This window comes from Actinoalloteichus caeruleus (genome assembly GCF_049311605.1).
Classification (GTDB): Bacteria; Actinomycetota; Actinomycetes; order Mycobacteriales; family Pseudonocardiaceae; genus Actinoalloteichus_B; species Actinoalloteichus_B caeruleus.
The window spans coordinates 38,838-54,926 of record NZ_CP186005.1; the positions used below are offsets into that span (position 1 = coordinate 38,838).

The following is a 16,089-nucleotide window of genomic DNA, read 5'->3' on the forward strand; positions in this document are numbered from 1 at the left end:
CGGGGGCGGCCCTTCGTCGTGGGTGATGAACCCTGGCTATCACGCTCAGTAATATTTACCTTCCGCTAACTTGCTCCATTTCTTGTCTTTCGCCGCGCATTGGGTGATTCTCCGCTTACCCAGGTGATTCGACGGCGGCCGCTCGCCTTGCCACAATGCATAGTCGTGTGATCTGGAGTCCGCAGGTGGGGGATGTCGGTCTCCGACTTTCCGACCGGGCAATTCGGTGACAGCCAGCCGGGATGACGCGCGCCCGTCGGGTCGGGTCGACGACAGCGGGCGCCGTGCCCTGGCTGTGGTGAGGTGAGGGAGGCGCTGGCACAGTTGATGACTCAGGGCGGAACGCGGGTGGTGACGCCGGAACCCGCGACGCGGGCCCCCGAGACCGGGACCCCACCGACACCCGCCGACCCCGACCTCGCCTCCATCGAGGGGCTGCTGCGGGAGGGCGGGTACGGGCTCGCCGTCGAACGCAGGAACGGGAACGTGGTGCTCACCGGCGTCGGTACGGGGACCGGTGTCCGGCTGCCCGATCCGGCGGACCGGGCAGCCGTCCTCCGCCAGCTGACCAGGCTCCGCCGGACCCGCCGGCGGCGAACCAGGAACTGGGTCGAACGGGCGACGGTCGAGCTGGAGACGGGAGGACGCCCCGAGCTGTGGCACGTTCCCGACCTCCCCGGAGGTGGCGGGGGCGACGGCGCGCGCACCCTGCGCCTCGACGGCACCGGGTGGAGCCGGCTGGACCGGTTACCGGTCGACCACGACCTGCCCAGGAACCTCGCGGACCTCGCCGCCGAGAAGATCGACTTCTTCCGGGGGGACGACGGAGGTCTCGTCCTCCCCCCGCGCGGCCTCGTCGTTCCGCTGCCCACCCGACCCGGCACCGTCGTCGTCGCCCGACCTCCCGCCCCCGGTGCCCGCCGCGACGGGGACCGGGGCCCGAACTGGGAGGTCGAGCTCGAGGCCGACCCGGGTGCGCTCGTCTCCGACGGCGGCCCGGTCATCGCCCCACCTCGTACGCGACCGGACTCGGGCGCGGACGTCCCCGCTCCCCGCGCCGCCGGCTCCACGTCGGGTTTCGGGGGGCGGGCGGCGCTCGGCCGCCTCAACGGCTGGCGATCACTGAACGCCGTGGTGGAGTCGGACCCCTTCCTTCGGCTGCACTGCGCCACCCAGCCGGCGCTCGCCGCGCTGGCCGAGGGGGACACCGGTCGCGCGCTGCTGATCCGCTCCCCGGAACCCGTTCCCGCGCATCCCAGGTACCCCGTGGGCACCGTCGCGGTCACCCTCGACGCGCTCACGCGTCCGTCCCCGCCCTCGGGCCGCCCGCTCCTGCGCACGGTGATCGAGGCGAGGGAGGAACACTGGGAGGGGGAGCTGGACAACTTCACCGAGTACCTCGTCCGGCCGCTGACCTCGATCGTCACCGTCCTCCTCGACCACCACCGCCTCCTGGTGGCCGGCCCCCACGAACGCACCGTCGCCGCCGAGTTGTCCCCCGAACTGAGGCTGACCGGTCGGGTGGTGCTCCGCGACCCCGTCACCCCCCTCCCTGCCTGCGAGGGCCCGGTCCGGGTGGCGAGCGCCATGCGGGCCCTGCACCGGACACTCGGGCAGTTGGCCACCGCATTCCTGCGGGTCGGGGGCTGGCCGGAACGCGGGGTCGACGAGGTCAGGGAGGCGGTCGCCGAGACGGTGGCGGAGGAGTTCCGCCGGCTCGACCCGACCACCGCGGACCTGCTGAACTGCGAGCACCCGTTGCTCCGCTTCGTGCGGGTGGACCGTCGTACCGACGTCGACGGGCGGCGCGCCGCCCCCCGAACGGGGGGGCACGCGCCTCGGCCGGCGGTCCCGGTGCTGTCGCACGCCCGGTCACTGGCCGGGCTGGACATCGGGTCGATGCGCGGAGGTCGGCTGCTCACCGACCACGCCGTCTCCCTGGACGAGGAGCAGAGCCGGGTCCTGGTCGACCAGCTCGTCGCGCACGCCGACTGGGCGGCCAAACGCGCGGTGGACAACGCCCACCAGCACCTCGGTCACCGGCTGCGCGGGGTCGGGGAGGAGGAGCGGACGGTGGCGTTGGTCCACCACCTCCTCACGAGGAAGCAGTTCCTGAAGGGCTCCCGCTCGCACTACCCGCTGGACACCGCCCGCCAGGACCTGGTGCCCTTCGTTCGGGCCGGCGCACCCGTGCGCCTCGTCCTCACCGGCTTCCCCGTGAAGCACAACCAGAACGGCCTGAAAGCGACCGGCCCGCTGCCCGACCTCGCCGAACTCGGTGCGCTGGTCCGCCTCCGGGAGGTCGCGCAGACGGTCGGGGCGGTGCACCAGCCCGGCGTCCGGATCACGGTGCTGACCGACCAGCACCACTTCCGGCGCCGACCGGCGCCGCTGGCGGCGGCCTACCAGGCGAAGATGGGTGACTACCTGCGGATGGTCGCCGGGACCGCCGACATCGAGCTCCGCGATGTCGACGACGTCGCCGAGGAGAAGCTCGGTCCCGGGCTGCGCGCGGACCGGGAACGGCGGATCGGGTGGTACGAGCGGGCGCTGCACGACCACTTCGCCGACTTCGACCCGGTGGAGGGGCCAGCCGCCCTCGACGAGCGGATCGCCACGACCCCCGCCGGACCACTGGCCGATCTGGTGGCCAAACTGCCGGACTTCTTCGGCTCGCTGCTGTTCTCCACGCCGTTGCCGACCCCGCCGGGAGTGCACCGGTTGCGGTGGGCCCGCCGGGTGTTCGCCGACATCCGGTCCGCGGGGCCGGCCGCCCCACCGGTGATCGCGGCGGCGCGCCGACGGGTGCTCCGCTCGGCGTGGGAGAGCGCCGTCCGCTATGTCGCCGTGCTCCGCGTCGACCGGGACCTCGGCTACGACCGGCTCCACCCGACCCGGGTGAGGTTGACCAACGTGCCCAAACCGGGGCACTGCGGGTTCTCCTGCCTCGGGGGGTCCGGTCTGCTGCCGTGGCACGGGACCGGGGCGGTCGACACGAGGGGGCACGTGTCCGCCGACTTCGCGGTATCACTCCAGAACCACTCGTTCGTGCCCGTCTACTCGCCGCTGTTGGGGCCCGGCCAGCCGTGGATGATGGTCCCGCCGACCGTGACGAGGGTGCTCTCCGGGAGAGCGGAACCGGTGATCGACGGCGAGTTCCTCGCGGGGATCCGGTTGCGTCGCAGGTGAGGGAGGGGCGGCCGTCGGGGGCCGGCCGGCTCCGGTCAGCCCCCAGCCGGGCTGGGGGCCGCGTCCCTGGCGTCGACCACGCCGAAGAAGGCTCCCTGCGGATCGCGGAGGGTGGCGACTCGACCGTAGGGGGTGTCGTTCGGACCGTCGGCGGTCGTCGCGCCGAGCCGCCGCGCGTGCGCGATGGTGTCCTCGGTGGACTCCACGCCGAAGTAGACGGCCCAGTGCGGGCCGAGCGCCGCCACCGGCTCCTCGACGGCGCTCATCGGCAGGACCCCGCCCACGGGCCGCTCGTCCAGTTCGAGCACCGAGTAGTCGGAGTCGGGAGTGGTCCGCGCTCCGTGGCCGAAGACGCGGTGGTAGAAGTCGAGGGCGCGGTCGGCATCCGACACCACCAGTTCGTTCCACACGAGGGAGCCGGGCTCGTCGACCAGCTGGGCTCCCGGGAAGTCGCCGGCCTGCCACACCCCGAACACCGCGCCGGCGGAGTCCGAGGCGGTCAACAGGGTGGCGTGGCCGGCCAACTCCAACGGCTCGGTCGCCACCCCGCCCGCCGCCCTGATCCGGGTGGCGGCGCCGGCGGCGTCGTCGACGGCGAGGTAGGTCGTCCAGACCGCCTCGGTCGCCCCGTCCGCCGCCCGGCGCGCGATGCCGGCGACCGACTGCCCGTCGACCTGGCAGAACGTGTAGAGCCCCGCCGCCGGGTCACCCACGGCGAAGTCCCACCCGAAGAGCGTCCCGTAGAACTCCGCCGCCGCGTCCCGGTCGTCGGTCAGCAGGTCGACCCAGCACGGCATGCCCTCGCGGTACCGCGGGCCCTGGCTCATGGGTGCGCTCCTCTGGCCGGTGGACGGTCGTCCGCCCCGACCATAGGGCCGGTCCGGCGGGCCGGCCACGTGGAGCCGCCGGGATCAGGTGTCCAGCCGCGTCGCCAGGTAACCGCGCACCATCGCCCTGGCCTCGGCGAGGATCTCCGGTTCACCGTCGGGATCCTCGCGGAACGCGAGGTTCAGCACGGCGTCGGCCGCCTCGATCGCCACGGCCAACGGGAGTTTCAGCCGGTCCGGGGGCAGGTCGAACCGGTTGGCGAAGAGCACCGTCAGGCGTTCGGCCAGGACCATGTTGTTGTCCTTGCGGCCGTCGAGCAGCCGCAGGTCGACGACATCGCCGAAGTGCAGCGACGAGAACCCCGGGACCGTGCGGTGCATCGAGATGTAGAGGTCGAACACCGCGTCCGCCGCCTGCGACCAGTGTTCCATCGCGGGATCGGCGAAGCGTTTCGAGAGTTCCGCGAGGAAGCTGTCGAGGTTCCGCAACGTCAGTTCCTGGACCACGGCGCGCTTGTCGGGGAAGAACTGGTAGAGCGATCCGACCGCGACTCCGGCGCGCTCGGCGATGAGCGTCGTGGTGACCCCGTCGTATCCCAGCTCCGACACGAGTTCGGCGCACGCGGTGAGCATCCGCTCCACCCGCTGTGCGCTGCGCTGCTGGACTGGCCGTCTGCGCAGCGAGGTGATGCCGGTCGTCAATTCCGCTCTCCCTCTCGGTACCCGCGGCCTGCGGGGGGAACGGCTCCTCCGTCCGGAGGACGAATCGTGTCCGGACGGGGAACGCTTCCTATTATGTGAATAGGATTCGTGTTTGTTGCCTGTCGGGGACTCGCCAAGAGCCTCCAACACTCGATCAACGAGCGGAACGGCCCGAGGCCACGCGAACTGACCAGATTGAGCGAAGGCGCGGCCGACTCCACGGCGCCGGGACGCCCGGTCCCGGCGCCGACAGCACGCCTTCGGCTTGACGAGGAGGTCGAGATGACTGGCGGTGCCTCACCCACTCCCTCCCCATCCGCGCGGCGGTGGGGCGAGCACGATCTCGGGCGCACCGAGATCCGGGACACCTACCGAGCGGACCTGCGACCCACCACCCGTGACGTCTTCGCCGCGTCCCGCCCCGTCGACTTCGCCACCCTCGACTGGCGGGACATCGGGCGCCCCCACCGCGTCGAGAACTGGGCGGCCGCCCGGCTGAGCTGGGAAGCCGGTAACGGTCGGACCCTGCCCGTGCCAGACGCGTGGAAGATGTTCAACCGCTCGTTCCAGCACCTCTTCGACACCGACCCGGTGGCGGCCAGGGCCGAGGCGTTCCGCGCGGCCGGGATCCGGCTGCGCCGCGCGGAGCTCGACGCCGCCCGCCGCGCGATCGGCGAGGTCGCCCGCTGGACGGTGTGGAACCAGGCCCACCGGGTAGGGGACACCGTGTGGGACCCCCGGGCCAAACGGTCCCTCTTCGACGGGCTCGACCTGCGGCGACCGCGTGTCCTCTTCCTCGGAGCGGCCGACGGCTACGAGGCGATGCTGCTCTCCGCCATGTACCCGGGAGGCGAATCAGTACTCGTCGACTACGACGACTACTGCCGCGACCACCGCTTCGGCTCGTTCCCCACGGACTACCCCTTCCTCGGCGTCGACCCCGCCACCGGTTCCCCCCGCGTCTGGCACCGCGACCAGATGGACCTCAGCTACCTCGTCTCCGACATCCGCGACCTCGACTTCGGACCGGAGTTCGACGTGGTCGTCTCCATCGGGCTCGTCGAACACTTCCCGGACGAGCACAAACCCGAGGCCTTCGACTGGCACCGCCGTTTCCTGCGCCCCGGGGGGTACGCGATCCTCACCACGCCCAGGGTGGCGCTGCGCACCCGCATGTTCTACCGGCTCTTCGGGGACCTGATGAACTTCTCCTACCGCGAGCTCCAGACCGTCGAACAGCTCGGCCTCTACGCGCACGAGAACGGGTTCGAGGTGCTCCGCCACGGTGAGATCAAGACGCACAACGGGGTCGTCTGCCGGCCTCGGTGACCCAGCGGTGGCACGCCCCACCGCCGCCGTCGCCGCGAGCCGCGAGCGGTGCCGACAGGGGAAACGGGCCCGGGTCCGCGTCGGTGTGGGCGGCGACGGAACCCGGGCCCGTTCCTGGTGGCCCTCCGGGGCCCGCGTCCGACGGGTGCGGGTCGGGCGGCCCAGGCGGGAGGGCGGGCGCTCCGCCGGGCACGTCCAGCGGGACGGCGGGGGCGGAGCTGGTTGGAATCCGCGGACCGGTGCCGTTCGGGGGAGGGGAGTGCCAGCACCGGCCCGCGGAGGTCTTCGTCGATCTTTTCTCGGGGAGTGACCGGTGGCCCGCGATGCGGTGTCGGGGGGCCTGCCGTGTGCGCGGGCCACCGGTCACGAGGCGGCTGTTCGCACTCGTTCCAGTCGGGGGGTGGTACGAGGGCGAGGCCGCCGGTTCGGGTCCGTCAGGAGACACCAGCCGGCACGGCCGGCCTCCTCCGGACGGAGGTGTGCGCCGGGCCGCGGCGGGCGGCCTCGACCGGGGCCGGCTGGAGGTGGCGCGAGGGGTGCGGCGCGAGGCCACCGGCGACCAGGTGCTCGTAGGCCGCCCGCCACACCTCGCACGGAGCCTTCCGCTGCCGCCACCTCGTCGAGCACTCCGGGCAGTTGCCCTTCTGGTCCGGCTGGTGGGCGTTGAGGAGGGAACGCCAGCCCTCCGTGAGACGAGGCAGCTCTGACCGAGCCACCGAGAGCAGGGAGGGCGTGTCGGCCCGGTTGGCCAACTCGGTCAGCATGTCCAGCCGCTCCCACACGGCGTTGCGCAGTACCCGACCCAGGATCTCGTCCACCGAAACGTCACCGTTGCCTTCCCGCCACCAGGGCGGTGTCGTGTCGCGCGGCGGCCGAGGCCGCCTCACGCAACGCGTTGCGGAGCGTCTCCACTTCCGAGGAGGAGAACACTGCTGTCTCTCCGGGTGGTCCCACGATCACCACTCGGTCTCCATCGACGAGCACCGTCACCACGCAGGGGCGGTTCGCGATGTCCCGGCACTCGACCAGCCACATCGGTCGGTCGTCCGCCAGACGGACGGACCCGTCACCGACCACCGGGAAATCCCCGGTCGGGGTGTCCTCACGCGTCGTCCAGTCCACGGTGTCCGGTCGCTCCCTGCTCGCTGCCCGTCGTTCCCTTGCCGTCACCAACAGTGCTGCACGTGGTTGGCTGGGGGGAGACGGGATGCGCCGATCGGCCGGGGTTCCACGACGAGCGGTACCACCCCTTCACAGGGGCCGATCACCTCCGCCGATCGGCGCTTCACCGCCGGGCCGGCATGGCCTTACTCTGCGGTTGGCGCCCGTTGCGGCGGGAGGGGGTTCAAATGAACACAATCGGTTCCCAGAGCTCGCCCGTTACACCAGAGGTCTGGGAGAAGCAGGAGATGCGCGACGCGCTCCTGCGACGTGACATCAGCACCGTGTACCGGATCCTCCGGCGGTTCGGCGTGTCCCAGCGACAGATCGCCGCGTCGACGGGCCAGTCCCAGTCCGAGGTGTCGGAGATCCTCAAGGGACGTCAGGTCATGGCCTACGACGTGCTGGCCAGGATCGCCACCGGACTCGGCGTACCCCGGGGCTACATGGGACTCGCCTACGACGAGGCCACGGCGGCACGTGTCGTCGGGGTCATCGACGACGCGCAGGCTGAAGAGGAGGAATCGGTGAAGCGTCGCAAGTTCCTGGCGCACGCCGCCGCCGTGACGGTCGGCGCGGCCGTGTTCGGCTCCGAGCCCGGCTGGGCCGCGACCGCCGCCCGTACCCCCGTGCCCAACCGCATCGGCCTCACCGACGTCCGCCAGATCGAGGCGGCCACCGGAGCGCTGCGGTCCCTGGACTCCCGGCATGGCGGCGGCTTCTGCCGCGACGCCGTGATCGCCCAGCTCAACTGGGCGCAGCAGCTCCTGGGCGCCCAGCGGACCGAGGAGGTGGAGCAGCGGCTGTTCGTCGCGATCGGCGACCTCTACGGCCTCGCGGGCTGGACCTCGTTCGACATCGGGTTGATCGACTCCGCGCGTAGCCACTTCGGGCGGGCCCTCGAATTCGCCAAGCGCGGCGGGAACGACACGCTGGTCGCGAACATCCTCTACCGCACCGGCCGCCTCTACCTGCACCACAAGGAGCCCAACGAGGCGCTGAAGATGTTCCAGCTCGGCCAGGTCGCCGCCCAGAACACCGGCTCCGCCCTCACCGTCGCGGTCCTCTGCGCCAACGAGGCCTGGGCCTACGCGGAGGCCGGGCTCGCCCGCCAGGCGATCCTGCAACTCGGCATGTCCAAGGACGCCTTCGCGCGGTCCAACCCCGACGAGGTGCCCCCCTGGGTCCGGTTCTTCGACGAGACCGACCTGCACTCCATGATCGGCGCCGTCTACACCACGCTCGCGGCGGCCGAGGGAGCCGACCCGAACCACTCCCGGATCGCCGTCAACGCCCTGGAACAGGCGAGCGCCAACCTCCGCGAGGACATGAACCGCAACCGGGGCTTCCAGCAGATCATGATGGCGTCCAACCACCTCCGCACCGGGGACATCGACCACGGCGTCCGCTGCGGCCACCTGGCCATCGAGGCCAGCGAGGACGTGCGGTCCAGCCGGATGCGCGACCGTCTGCGACCGCTGCTCGCCGAGACCCGCAAACGGTCCGCGAACCCGGCGGCCAAGGAGCTCAACGAACGACTCACGCTCCACCTGTCCGCGTGAACACGCTGGTCGCCGCCGCACCAGACGGCCGGTTCACCCAGGACAAGCTCATCGCGGTGTTGCGGGAGGTGTGCCGCACGCAGGGGCTCGACGCCACCGGTGCCACCCTGCTCCGCTGCACCAACAACGCCGTCTTCCGGCTGGCGGCGGACCGGGCGGTGGTGCGCATCGTCGTCTCCACCAAACTGCTGCACCGCGTGGAGAAGGTGGTGCGCACCGCCCGCTGGCTCGCCGAACACGACGTGCCCGCGGTCCGGCTGCTGCCCGGGGTCCGCCAGCCCGTCCGGGTCGGTGGCCACGTGGCCACCCTCTGGGAGGACGTGCCCGAGGCCGGGCCGCCGGCTTCGGTCAACGACCTCGCGGACGTCCTCCGGGCCTTGCACGCGCTCCCGATGCCCGACCACCCGCTGCCCTACTGGGCGCCCCTGGACGACGTGCGTCGGCGGCTGACCGACGCCGAGGAACTCGCCGACGACGACCGGGCCTTCCTGGAGGAACGCTGCTCCGAGCTGGAACGGCGGCTGCACGACCTGACGTTCCCGCTCCAGGAGGGCTTCGTGCACGGGGACGCGCACCTGGGAAACCTGATCTCCGGTCCCGCCGGTCCCGTCGTCTGCGACTTCGACTCGTCCTGCGTCGGCCCCCGCGAGTGGGATCTCACCCCGATGGCGGTGGGCGTCCTGCGGTTCGGGGCGTCCCGTCGGCGCTACCGGCAGCTCGCCGCGCGGTACGGGTTCGACCTCCTGCGCTGGAGCGGTTTCCCGGTGCTGCGCGACGTGCGGGAGCTCAAACTGACGACCAGCGTGCTGCCCATCCTGCGCAGCAAACCCGAGTTCCGGCCCCAGCTCGAGCTGCGGCTCCGGTCGCTGCGTGAGGGAGACGCGAGCGCGAGGTGGACCCGCTACCGGTGACCACCACGCGGAGACCGTCGCCCTCGGTGCCCGAACGGTAACGTCTCGCGACCGCCCGTCGATGTCACGGGCGTCACAGTCGACCAGAGTCCCCCTCCGCGTTCCGACGGCGCGCACCGCGGCGCCTCGGCGTTCCGGCGGACGAACTCTCGGCAGCGCGCGAGGTGATCAGCCCTGGTGATCGTGCCCGAAGCCGTCGTCAACGGACAGTCGCGGCTGCCCTGGAGCGCCTGGAACGTGTGGAGCGCCTGGCGGGCCAGGCGGACCGCCAGGGCACTGGACCGGATCGTCCGAGGTCAACTACCCCTGGTGCGGAGGCTGGACCAGCCCGGTGCCCGCCGGACGGCCGACTACCTCGCGGAGATCGTGTTGCTCGCCCAGGCGTACCGGAACTTCGCCGACGGGTGGATCGACCGGACCGAACTCGACCGGCGAGGACGACGCTGCCTGGCCAGGATCGAGGCACTCCGGGAGGAGGTGGGGCCGCCCCCGCTCACCAGCTGGACACGTCTCGGCCCCCTGGTCTGACCCGCCCGCTCCCACACCACGGGATGCCCGGGGCCCCCGGTCGCCGCCTGGCGCCGCCCAGCGACCGTTCGACGCCCCTGCCCGCCCGGGCCGAGGCCGGGCCGTGTCCCGACGCTCAGCGTCGCCGGGACCGGTTCGTCGAGGGGCCGGCGACGCGGAACGCCACCAGCAGGCCGACCACCAACAGCGCTCCCGCCCCCGCCAACCACCACCACACGGCTGCGACGCCGGACGCGGCCGGTTCCTCCCCGTCCTCCGAGGCCCCCCGGTCCCGGTCCGCCGGTCCGCCCGGCGGTTGGGGCGGGACCGTCCCGGGGCCGTCGTCGGCCAGGATGAAGGTGAGGGTGTCCGACACCGGGTGCCCGTCGGCGGACAGGACCCGGTACGCGATGGTGTACTCGCCGGCCGGTCCCAGCGGGTGCAGGCGCTGGCGCACGGCGGTCCCCTCCACGGCGACCTCCTCGTCCAGTTCCCACCGGTTCCCGTCGGGGCCGGTGACGGTCACGGTGTTGACACCACCGAGGACCCGCTGGTCGAAGACCAGCTCCACCGCGTCGGGACCGGTGGGGAGCGTGGCCCCGTCCACGGGGTCGCTCCCCACCAACACGTTGTGCGCCGACGCGGGCCAGGCGAGGACGACGAGCAGCGAGACCACCGCACCGAACACGGCCGCCACGGTCACCCCACGGGGCATGACCGACGCCGCCGGCACCGACCGGCTCCCGTTCCCCCGCGACACCAGCACCGCCATCACCCCCGCCGCGTCCTGACCAGCACGCCCAACGCGAGCCCCAGGTCCAGTGCCCCGACCACGAGGCCCATCCCACCGAGGGCACGCGCGGTCCCGCCCTCGGAGCCGCCCACCGGTGAGGCGGCGTCCTCCGAGGGCTCCGCGTGGTCGTGGTGGCCGGCACCGCCCTCGTCGAGCCTGAGCGTGGGAGCGGGCAGGTCGGCCCCGTCCCGCGGCGGGGGATCGGCCCACGACACCACCTCACCCGGGTCGTGGGTCCGCTCCGCCGGCATCACGACGACGTCGGCACCCTCCGGGAACCCGCCCAGGTCGACCTCGAACTCCTGGAACTCCCCGGCTCGACGCGCACCCCGTCCTCGGCGGTCCAGGTGACCGAGCTGACGGCCTCCGTGATCCCGACGCCGTGCGCCTCCACCGGTTCGTCCAACTCGACCGTCGCGACCTCCGAGGCCCGGCCCGGCGGGGGGCGGGCCGACACCGACGTCAACGGGTGCTCCTCGGGGAAAAGCACCGTGAGGGCCACCGTGCCCGCATGGGCCGCTCGTCGGGGACGCGGAACGTGACCCTGCCCGACCCGCCGGCCGGCACCTCCTCGGGCCACGCCGGCACGTGCGCCGAGGCGGTACCCGCCCAGACCAGGCCGAGGACCACCACGACGGCCGTGCCCACCGCGACCTGGCTGGCCCGCCGGGCCGCCACGCCGTGTTCGAACGACACCATCCCCCCTGACCCCGCGGAGGACCGCGACCGGGACCCGCGGCGCGACCGACCCCCTACCCGGGCGCCGGGCCGCCGACCGACACCCACCACGGTAACCAGCCGACCCGCCGCCCACCGACGACGACGGCGGCGGCGCAGCCGTCCAGGGCGGCGCCGGCGGGGCCTCGTCCCGCGCGGACCGCCGGGTGGCGGGTGGACGCACCCGGCCCGCGGCCGCTCTCCCCCGGAGTGGCGCCTTGCCAAACGTCCCGACAGCGCAGATAACGAGGTTGTGGTTCCCGGGGCGAGGACCACCCGCCGGTCCCTCACCCCGCCGGGGAACCACGGCGGGAGCAAGCACCACCAGCGACGACGCCGGTCAGGAGGGGTGTGAGGTGAAGCACGCGCCGATGTGGTGCCGCTCCGGGAGGACGGCCCGGTCCGTGGCGGCCAGATCAACCGGGGATGTCGTTTCCACTACGTCCGCACCGCTCGATGTTGTCTTGGGAGGCGGACTGGGTAACGGTATGAGGGCTTCCGACGATGTAGCCCCATTTGGCCGTGTCGTCGGCGAGCCAGGTGGACCGCCCGTCCACCCGCATCCGGCGCAACGAGGGGAGGAGTCGCCCACGAGGGCGTACTCGACTGTGATGAGCGACAGGACCAGGACCAGTTCGCGCACGACCCAACGGGTTCCGGCCTCCAGGGACGATCCTCCGGTCCTCGCGGTGGGCCGTCGACCTCGCCCACCGGAGGTCCACTCGTGAACTGGCTCTCCGATTTCGGCTCCTTCGTCGCCGGGAGGTGGGAGCAGCTCCTCTTCGACTCCTACCTCCACGTGAGCGCCGTGGTCCAGTGCGTGGTCATCGCGACCGTGGTCGGCATGCTCCTCGGGGTCGCCGTCTACCGCAGCCCGTTCGGCTCGGCGGTGGCGACCGCCGTGACCAGCGCCATCCTCACCATCCCGTCGTTCGCGCTGTTCGGGTTGCTGATCCCCGTGCTCGGCCTCGGCGTACCCCCCACGGTGACCGTGCTGGTGCTCTACGCCCTGCTGCCCATCGTCCGCAACACCATCGTCGGTCTCGCCTCCGTCGACAGCTCGGTCACCGACGCGGCACGCGGCATCGGCATGAGCAGGTTCGGTGTCCTCACCAGGGTGGAACTCCGGCTCGCCTGGCCCGCGGTGCTCACCGGCATCAGGGTCAGCACGCAGATGCTGATGGGCATCCTGGCCATCGCCGCCTACGCGAAGGGGCCCGGCCTGGGGAACCAGATCATCACCGGGCTGTCCCGGGTCGGCAGCGCCAACGCGACCAACGCCGCCGTGGCGGGGACCGTCGCCATCGTCATCCTCGCCCTGGTCCTGGACGCCGTGTACGTCCTGATCGGCCGGCTCACTACGTCAAGGGGAATCCGTGTCTGAGACGAACACCGCGCCGAAGCCCGGCGGCGAGTCGGACCGCGCCACCAGCGGCGTGGAGATCCGGCTGGAGAACGTCACCAAGCAGTACGGAGGCCAGCGGCACCCGGCCGTCGACTCGGTCACGATGACGATCCCCGCCGGCGAGACCGTGGTCTTCGTCGGACCCTCCGGGTGCGGCAAGACGACCACCATGAAGATGATCAACCGGTTGATCGAGCCGACGTCCGGTCGGATCACCGTCGGCGGACAGGACGTGCTGCGGCTCAACCCCGACGAACTCCGCCGGGGGATCGGCTACGCGATCCAGCAGGTGGGGTTGCTCCCGCACCTCACCGTCAGCCAGAACGTCGGTCTGGTGCCCGGGCTCATCGGCTGGGACAAGAGCCGCATCGCCGAGCGCACCGAGGAGATGCTCGACCTGGTCGGCCTCGACCCGGCCGAGTACCGTGACCGCTTCCCCAAACAGCTCTCCGGAGGACAACAGCAGCGGGTCGGGGTCGCCAGGGCCCTCGCAGCCGACCCGCCCGTGCTGCTCATGGACGAGCCGTTCGGCGCGGTGGACCCGATCACCCGGGGCAACCTCCAGGACGAGCTGATGCGCCTCCAGGAGGAGATGGGCAAGACGATCGTCTTCGTCACCCACGACTTCGACGAGGCCGTCAAGCTCGGGGACCGCATCGCCGTTCTCGGGTACCAGTCCAAGATCCTCCAGTACGACACCCCGGAGGCGATCCTGGCGAACCCGGCGGACGAGACCGTCGCCGGGTTCGTCGGAGCCGGGGCGGCGCTGAAACAGCTCACCCTCCGCCGGGTCCGCGACATCGAACTGGAGCAACTCCCCACGGCCACCGCGGGCGAGGAACCAGCCGCCTTCGCCGCCCGCCTTGGCGGTCGGAGGGGAGCCGTCGGGCTCGTCCTCGACGAGCGAGGCCGGCCACTGCGCTGGGTCACCCGCCGGGACCTCGACCGGAGCGGCTCCCTGGCCACCGCGGGCCGGCCGGTGGAGGACTCCGTCGACCGGGCCTCCACCCTCCAGGACGCGCTCGAAGCCCTGCTCACCGCGGACGCCGGCTACGCCGTCGTCACCCGCTCCCGAGGCCAGTACGCCGGCGTCGTGGGCCTGGACAGCCTGATGGGGACGATCCGCGCGCTGCGGGAGCAGTACGAGGACGAGGACGGCACACCGGACGGGCGACCGGGCGACGGGCCCGGCGGGAGCGACGGTGGTTCGGGGGCGGCCCATGCCTGACACCACCACGGCGGAACGCGCCGGGTTCTCCGCGGACTCGGGGTCCCGGCGTTCCGAACGACTCCGGCTGTTCACCGAACCCGTCGTCGTCCTCGCCATCCTCGGTGCGGTCCTGGTGTGGGCGTTCACCGGGGACCTGGACGACATCGAGGCGCGGGAGATCAACGCCGCGAACATCCTCACCCTCACCTGGCAGCACGTCCAGATCACCCTGGCGGTCACCGCCATCGTGCTCCTGGTCGCCATCCCGCTCGGGATCCTGGTCACCAGGCCCTGGGCCAAGGGCGTGGCCCCGATCGTGCTGGGCATCGCCAACATGGGGCAGGCGGCCCCCGCACTGGGCCTGCTGGTGTTGTTCTTCCTGCTCACCCAGCAGACCGGGTTCTGGGTCGCGGTGATCCCCATCGCCTTCTACGCGCTGCTGCCCGTGCTGCGCAACACGATGGTCGGCCTCCAACAGGTCGACCAGTCGCTGTTGGAGGCCGGCCGGGGGATCGGGATGTCCCGGTTCACCGTGCTGCGCCGCATCGAGTTCCCGTTGGCGGTCCCGCTGATGCTCGCCGGGCTGCGCACCTCCCTGGTGCTGGCCGTCGGCTCCGCCACCCTCGCCTTCTTCATCGGCGGCGGCGGGCTCGGCGAACTGATCGACGTGGGGTACAAGCTGCGACGCACCTCGGTGCTGGTCGTCGGCGCGGTGCTCTCCGCCGCGCTCGCGCTGCTCGTCGACTGGCTGGGCGGCCTGGCCGAGCAGTTGCTGGGACCGAAGGGACTGCGATGAGTGGGAAACGAACCAGATGCGCCGTGCTGGCGGCGGTGGCCGCGACCGCGTTGTCGGGCTGCGGCCTCAGCTCCGGGTCGGCCCTGCCGCTCGACGTGGGACCCGGGACGATCCAACCCCTGCCCGGGCTGGAGGACGTCACCCTCACCGTGGGGTCCAAGGACTTCACCGAGAACTGGATCCTGGGCTACATCGCGGAGTTCGCCCTGGCCGCGGCCGGGGCGGAGATCCGGGACCTCACCAACATCCAGGGATCCAACAGCGCCAGGGAGGCGCTGGAGGCCGGTCAGATCGACCTCCAGTGGGAGTACACCGGGACGTCCTGGATCAGCTACAACGGGTTCACCGACCCGATCCCCGACGCGATGGAGCAGTTCGAGGCGGTGCGCGAGGTCGACAGGGAACGGCACGGCATCGAGTGGATCGCCATGTCGCCCGTGGACAACACCTACGCCTTCGCCCTCAACCAGGCGAACCACGCCCGGCTCGGGGTGGACACCCTCTCCGAGATGGCCGAGCTGGTCAACGCCGATCCCGCCGAGGGGACCTTCTGCGTGGAGACGGAGTTCGCCAGCCGCAACGACGGCATGCCCGGCGTGGAGGCCACCTACGGCTTCACCGCCGTGCCCGGCAACATCCACACGCTGGGCACCGGGCCCATCTACCAGGCGACGGCCGACGGCACGACCTGCAACTTCGGTGAGATCTTCTCCACGGACGGCCGGGTGAAGGGCCTCGACCTCGTCGTCCTCGAGGACGACCTGTCGTTCTTCCCCCGGTACAACGCGGCCGTGACGGTGCGCACGGACACGCTCGCCGATCACCCGGAGATCGAGGAGGTCCTCACCCCGGTGGCGGAGGCCCTCAACAACGAGATCATGGCGGACCTGAACGCCCGGGTGGACGTGGACGGAGCCGACCCCGACCAGGTGGCGTTGGACTGGCTGGTGTCCGAGGGTTTCGTCAGCCCTGGCTGACCC

General features: G+C 72.0%; 15 protein-coding genes and 1 pseudogene. 9 read left to right on the forward strand and 7 right to left on the reverse strand.

Features of this window, described 5'->3' with window-relative positions; genetic code table 11:
• Positions 1–351: 351 nt before the first annotated feature.
• Entirely contained in the window at positions 352–3,189 is a 2,838-nt protein-coding gene (locus tag ACOJVX_RS00180; RefSeq protein ID WP_422647147.1) for an L-tyrosine/L-tryptophan isonitrile synthase family protein, read from the forward strand.
• Between the two features lie 35 nt (positions 3,190–3,224).
• On the opposite strand, the gene ACOJVX_RS00185 is transcribed toward ACOJVX_RS00180, so the two are convergent.
• Together ACOJVX_RS00185 and ACOJVX_RS00190 are read right to left on the reverse strand one after the other, a co-directional pair.
• Positions 3,225–4,016, reverse strand: coding sequence for a VOC family protein (locus tag ACOJVX_RS00185; RefSeq protein ID WP_418155114.1), 792 nt, complete (start codon positions 4,014–4,016; stop codon positions 3,225–3,227).
• An 84-nt stretch (positions 4,017–4,100) separates the two neighbouring features.
• On the reverse strand, positions 4,101–4,658 hold the full coding sequence (locus ACOJVX_RS00190) for a TetR/AcrR family transcriptional regulator (protein WP_051313631.1): 558 nt from the start codon (positions 4,656–4,658) through the stop codon (positions 4,101–4,103).
• 342 nt (positions 4,659–5,000) lie between these two features.
• Between ACOJVX_RS00190 and ACOJVX_RS00195 the strand changes: the two genes are divergently transcribed.
• A complete protein-coding gene (locus ACOJVX_RS00195; protein WP_026417825.1) occupies positions 5,001–6,047 on the forward strand; it encodes a class I SAM-dependent methyltransferase in 1,047 nt (348 codons plus the stop codon).
• Between the two features lie 434 nt (positions 6,048–6,481).
• Here the strand turns inward: ACOJVX_RS00195 and ACOJVX_RS00200 are convergent, their stop codons facing one another.
• On the reverse strand, positions 6,482–6,865 hold the full coding sequence (locus ACOJVX_RS00200) for a hypothetical protein (protein ID WP_030226021.1): 384 nt from the start codon (positions 6,863–6,865) through the stop codon (positions 6,482–6,484).
• Between the two features lie 7 nt (positions 6,866–6,872).
• Positions 6,873–7,169, reverse strand: a complete 297-nt coding sequence (locus tag ACOJVX_RS00205) for a hypothetical protein (RefSeq protein WP_245588705.1) — start codon at positions 7,167–7,169, stop codon at positions 6,873–6,875.
• A gap of 227 nt (positions 7,170–7,396) precedes the next feature.
• Between ACOJVX_RS00205 and ACOJVX_RS00210 the strand changes: the two genes are divergently transcribed.
• The 3 genes from ACOJVX_RS00210 (at position 7,397) to ACOJVX_RS00220 (ending at position 10,209) form a co-directional block, all read left to right on the forward strand.
• On the forward strand, positions 7,397–8,770 hold the full coding sequence (locus ACOJVX_RS00210; RefSeq protein ID WP_103055872.1) for a helix-turn-helix domain-containing protein: 1,374 nt from the start codon (positions 7,397–7,399) through the stop codon (positions 8,768–8,770).
• A complete protein-coding gene (locus tag ACOJVX_RS00215; RefSeq protein WP_026417822.1) occupies positions 8,767–9,681 on the forward strand; it encodes an aminoglycoside phosphotransferase family protein in 915 nt (304 codons plus the stop codon). Before ACOJVX_RS00210 ends, ACOJVX_RS00215 begins: the two co-directional genes overlap by 4 nt.
• A gap of 177 nt (positions 9,682–9,858) precedes the next feature.
• Positions 9,859–10,209, forward strand: coding sequence for a hypothetical protein (locus ACOJVX_RS00220; RefSeq protein ID WP_248783792.1), 351 nt, complete (start codon positions 9,859–9,861; stop codon positions 10,207–10,209).
• A gap of 115 nt (positions 10,210–10,324) precedes the next feature.
• Here ACOJVX_RS00220 and ACOJVX_RS00225 read toward each other — a convergent pair whose 3' ends face one another.
• The 3 genes and pseudogenes from ACOJVX_RS00225 to ACOJVX_RS00235 all read right to left on the reverse strand — a co-directional run bounded on the left by ACOJVX_RS00225 (position 10,325) and on the right by ACOJVX_RS00235 (position 11,680).
• On the reverse strand, positions 10,325–10,960 hold the full coding sequence (locus ACOJVX_RS00225; RefSeq protein ID WP_051313543.1) for a copper resistance CopC family protein: 636 nt from the start codon (positions 10,958–10,960) through the stop codon (positions 10,325–10,327).
• Positions 10,960–11,483: pseudogene (locus ACOJVX_RS00230) on the reverse strand (DUF1775 domain-containing protein). Before ACOJVX_RS00230 ends, ACOJVX_RS00225 begins: the two are co-directional and overlap by 1 nt.
• Complete coding sequence (locus ACOJVX_RS00235; protein ID WP_422647148.1) at positions 11,444–11,680, reverse strand: hypothetical protein; 237 nt, start codon at positions 11,678–11,680, stop codon at positions 11,444–11,446. Before ACOJVX_RS00235 ends, ACOJVX_RS00230 begins: the two are co-directional and overlap by 40 nt.
• A gap of 742 nt (positions 11,681–12,422) precedes the next feature.
• On the opposite strand from ACOJVX_RS00235, the gene ACOJVX_RS00240 reads away from it, so the two are divergent.
• From ACOJVX_RS00240 to ACOJVX_RS00255, 4 genes are read left to right on the forward strand one after another with little or no spacing between them, the layout of a single operon-like run.
• Positions 12,423–13,082, forward strand: a complete 660-nt coding sequence (locus ACOJVX_RS00240) for an ABC transporter permease (protein WP_026417820.1) — start codon at positions 12,423–12,425, stop codon at positions 13,080–13,082.
• The gene (locus tag ACOJVX_RS00245; RefSeq protein ID WP_026417819.1) at positions 13,075–14,331 is read left to right on the forward strand and encodes an ABC transporter ATP-binding protein; all 1,257 of its coding nucleotides are present in this window, start codon (positions 13,075–13,077) and stop codon (positions 14,329–14,331) included. Before ACOJVX_RS00240 ends, ACOJVX_RS00245 begins: the two co-directional genes overlap by 8 nt.
• On the forward strand, positions 14,324–15,109 hold the full coding sequence (locus ACOJVX_RS00250; RefSeq protein WP_026417818.1) for an ABC transporter permease: 786 nt from the start codon (positions 14,324–14,326) through the stop codon (positions 15,107–15,109). The genes ACOJVX_RS00245 and ACOJVX_RS00250 overlap by 8 nt, the downstream gene beginning before the upstream one ends.
• Positions 15,106–16,086, forward strand: coding sequence for a glycine betaine ABC transporter substrate-binding protein (locus tag ACOJVX_RS00255; protein ID WP_051313537.1), 981 nt, complete (start codon positions 15,106–15,108; stop codon positions 16,084–16,086). Before ACOJVX_RS00250 ends, ACOJVX_RS00255 begins: the two co-directional genes overlap by 4 nt.
• Positions 16,087–16,089: the final 3 nt, after the last annotated feature.

What these genes read in the sequence shown, in the direction of transcription:
- ACOJVX_RS00185 (WP_418155114.1), bottom strand. Translation starts at nt 4,016, where the DNA reads ATGAGCCAGGGCCCGCGGTACCGCGAGGGCATGCCGTGCTGGGTCGAC.
- ACOJVX_RS00195 (WP_026417825.1), top strand. Translation starts at nt 5,001, where the DNA reads ATGACTGGCGGTGCCTCACCCACTCCCTCCCCATCCGCGCGGCGGTGG.
- ACOJVX_RS00210 (WP_103055872.1), top strand. Translation starts at nt 7,397, where the DNA reads ATGAACACAATCGGTTCCCAGAGCTCGCCCGTTACACCAGAGGTCTGG.
- ACOJVX_RS00225 (WP_051313543.1), bottom strand. Translation starts at nt 10,960, where the DNA reads ATGGCGGTGCTGGTGTCGCGGGGGAACGGGAGCCGGTCGGTGCCGGCG.
- ACOJVX_RS00235 (WP_422647148.1), bottom strand. Translation starts at nt 11,680, where the DNA reads ATGGTGTCGTTCGAACACGGCGTGGCGGCCCGGCGGGCCAGCCAGGTC.
- ACOJVX_RS00250 (WP_026417818.1), top strand. Translation starts at nt 14,324, where the DNA reads ATGCCTGACACCACCACGGCGGAACGCGCCGGGTTCTCCGCGGACTCG.
- ACOJVX_RS00255 (WP_051313537.1), top strand. Translation starts at nt 15,106, where the DNA reads ATGAGTGGGAAACGAACCAGATGCGCCGTGCTGGCGGCGGTGGCCGCG.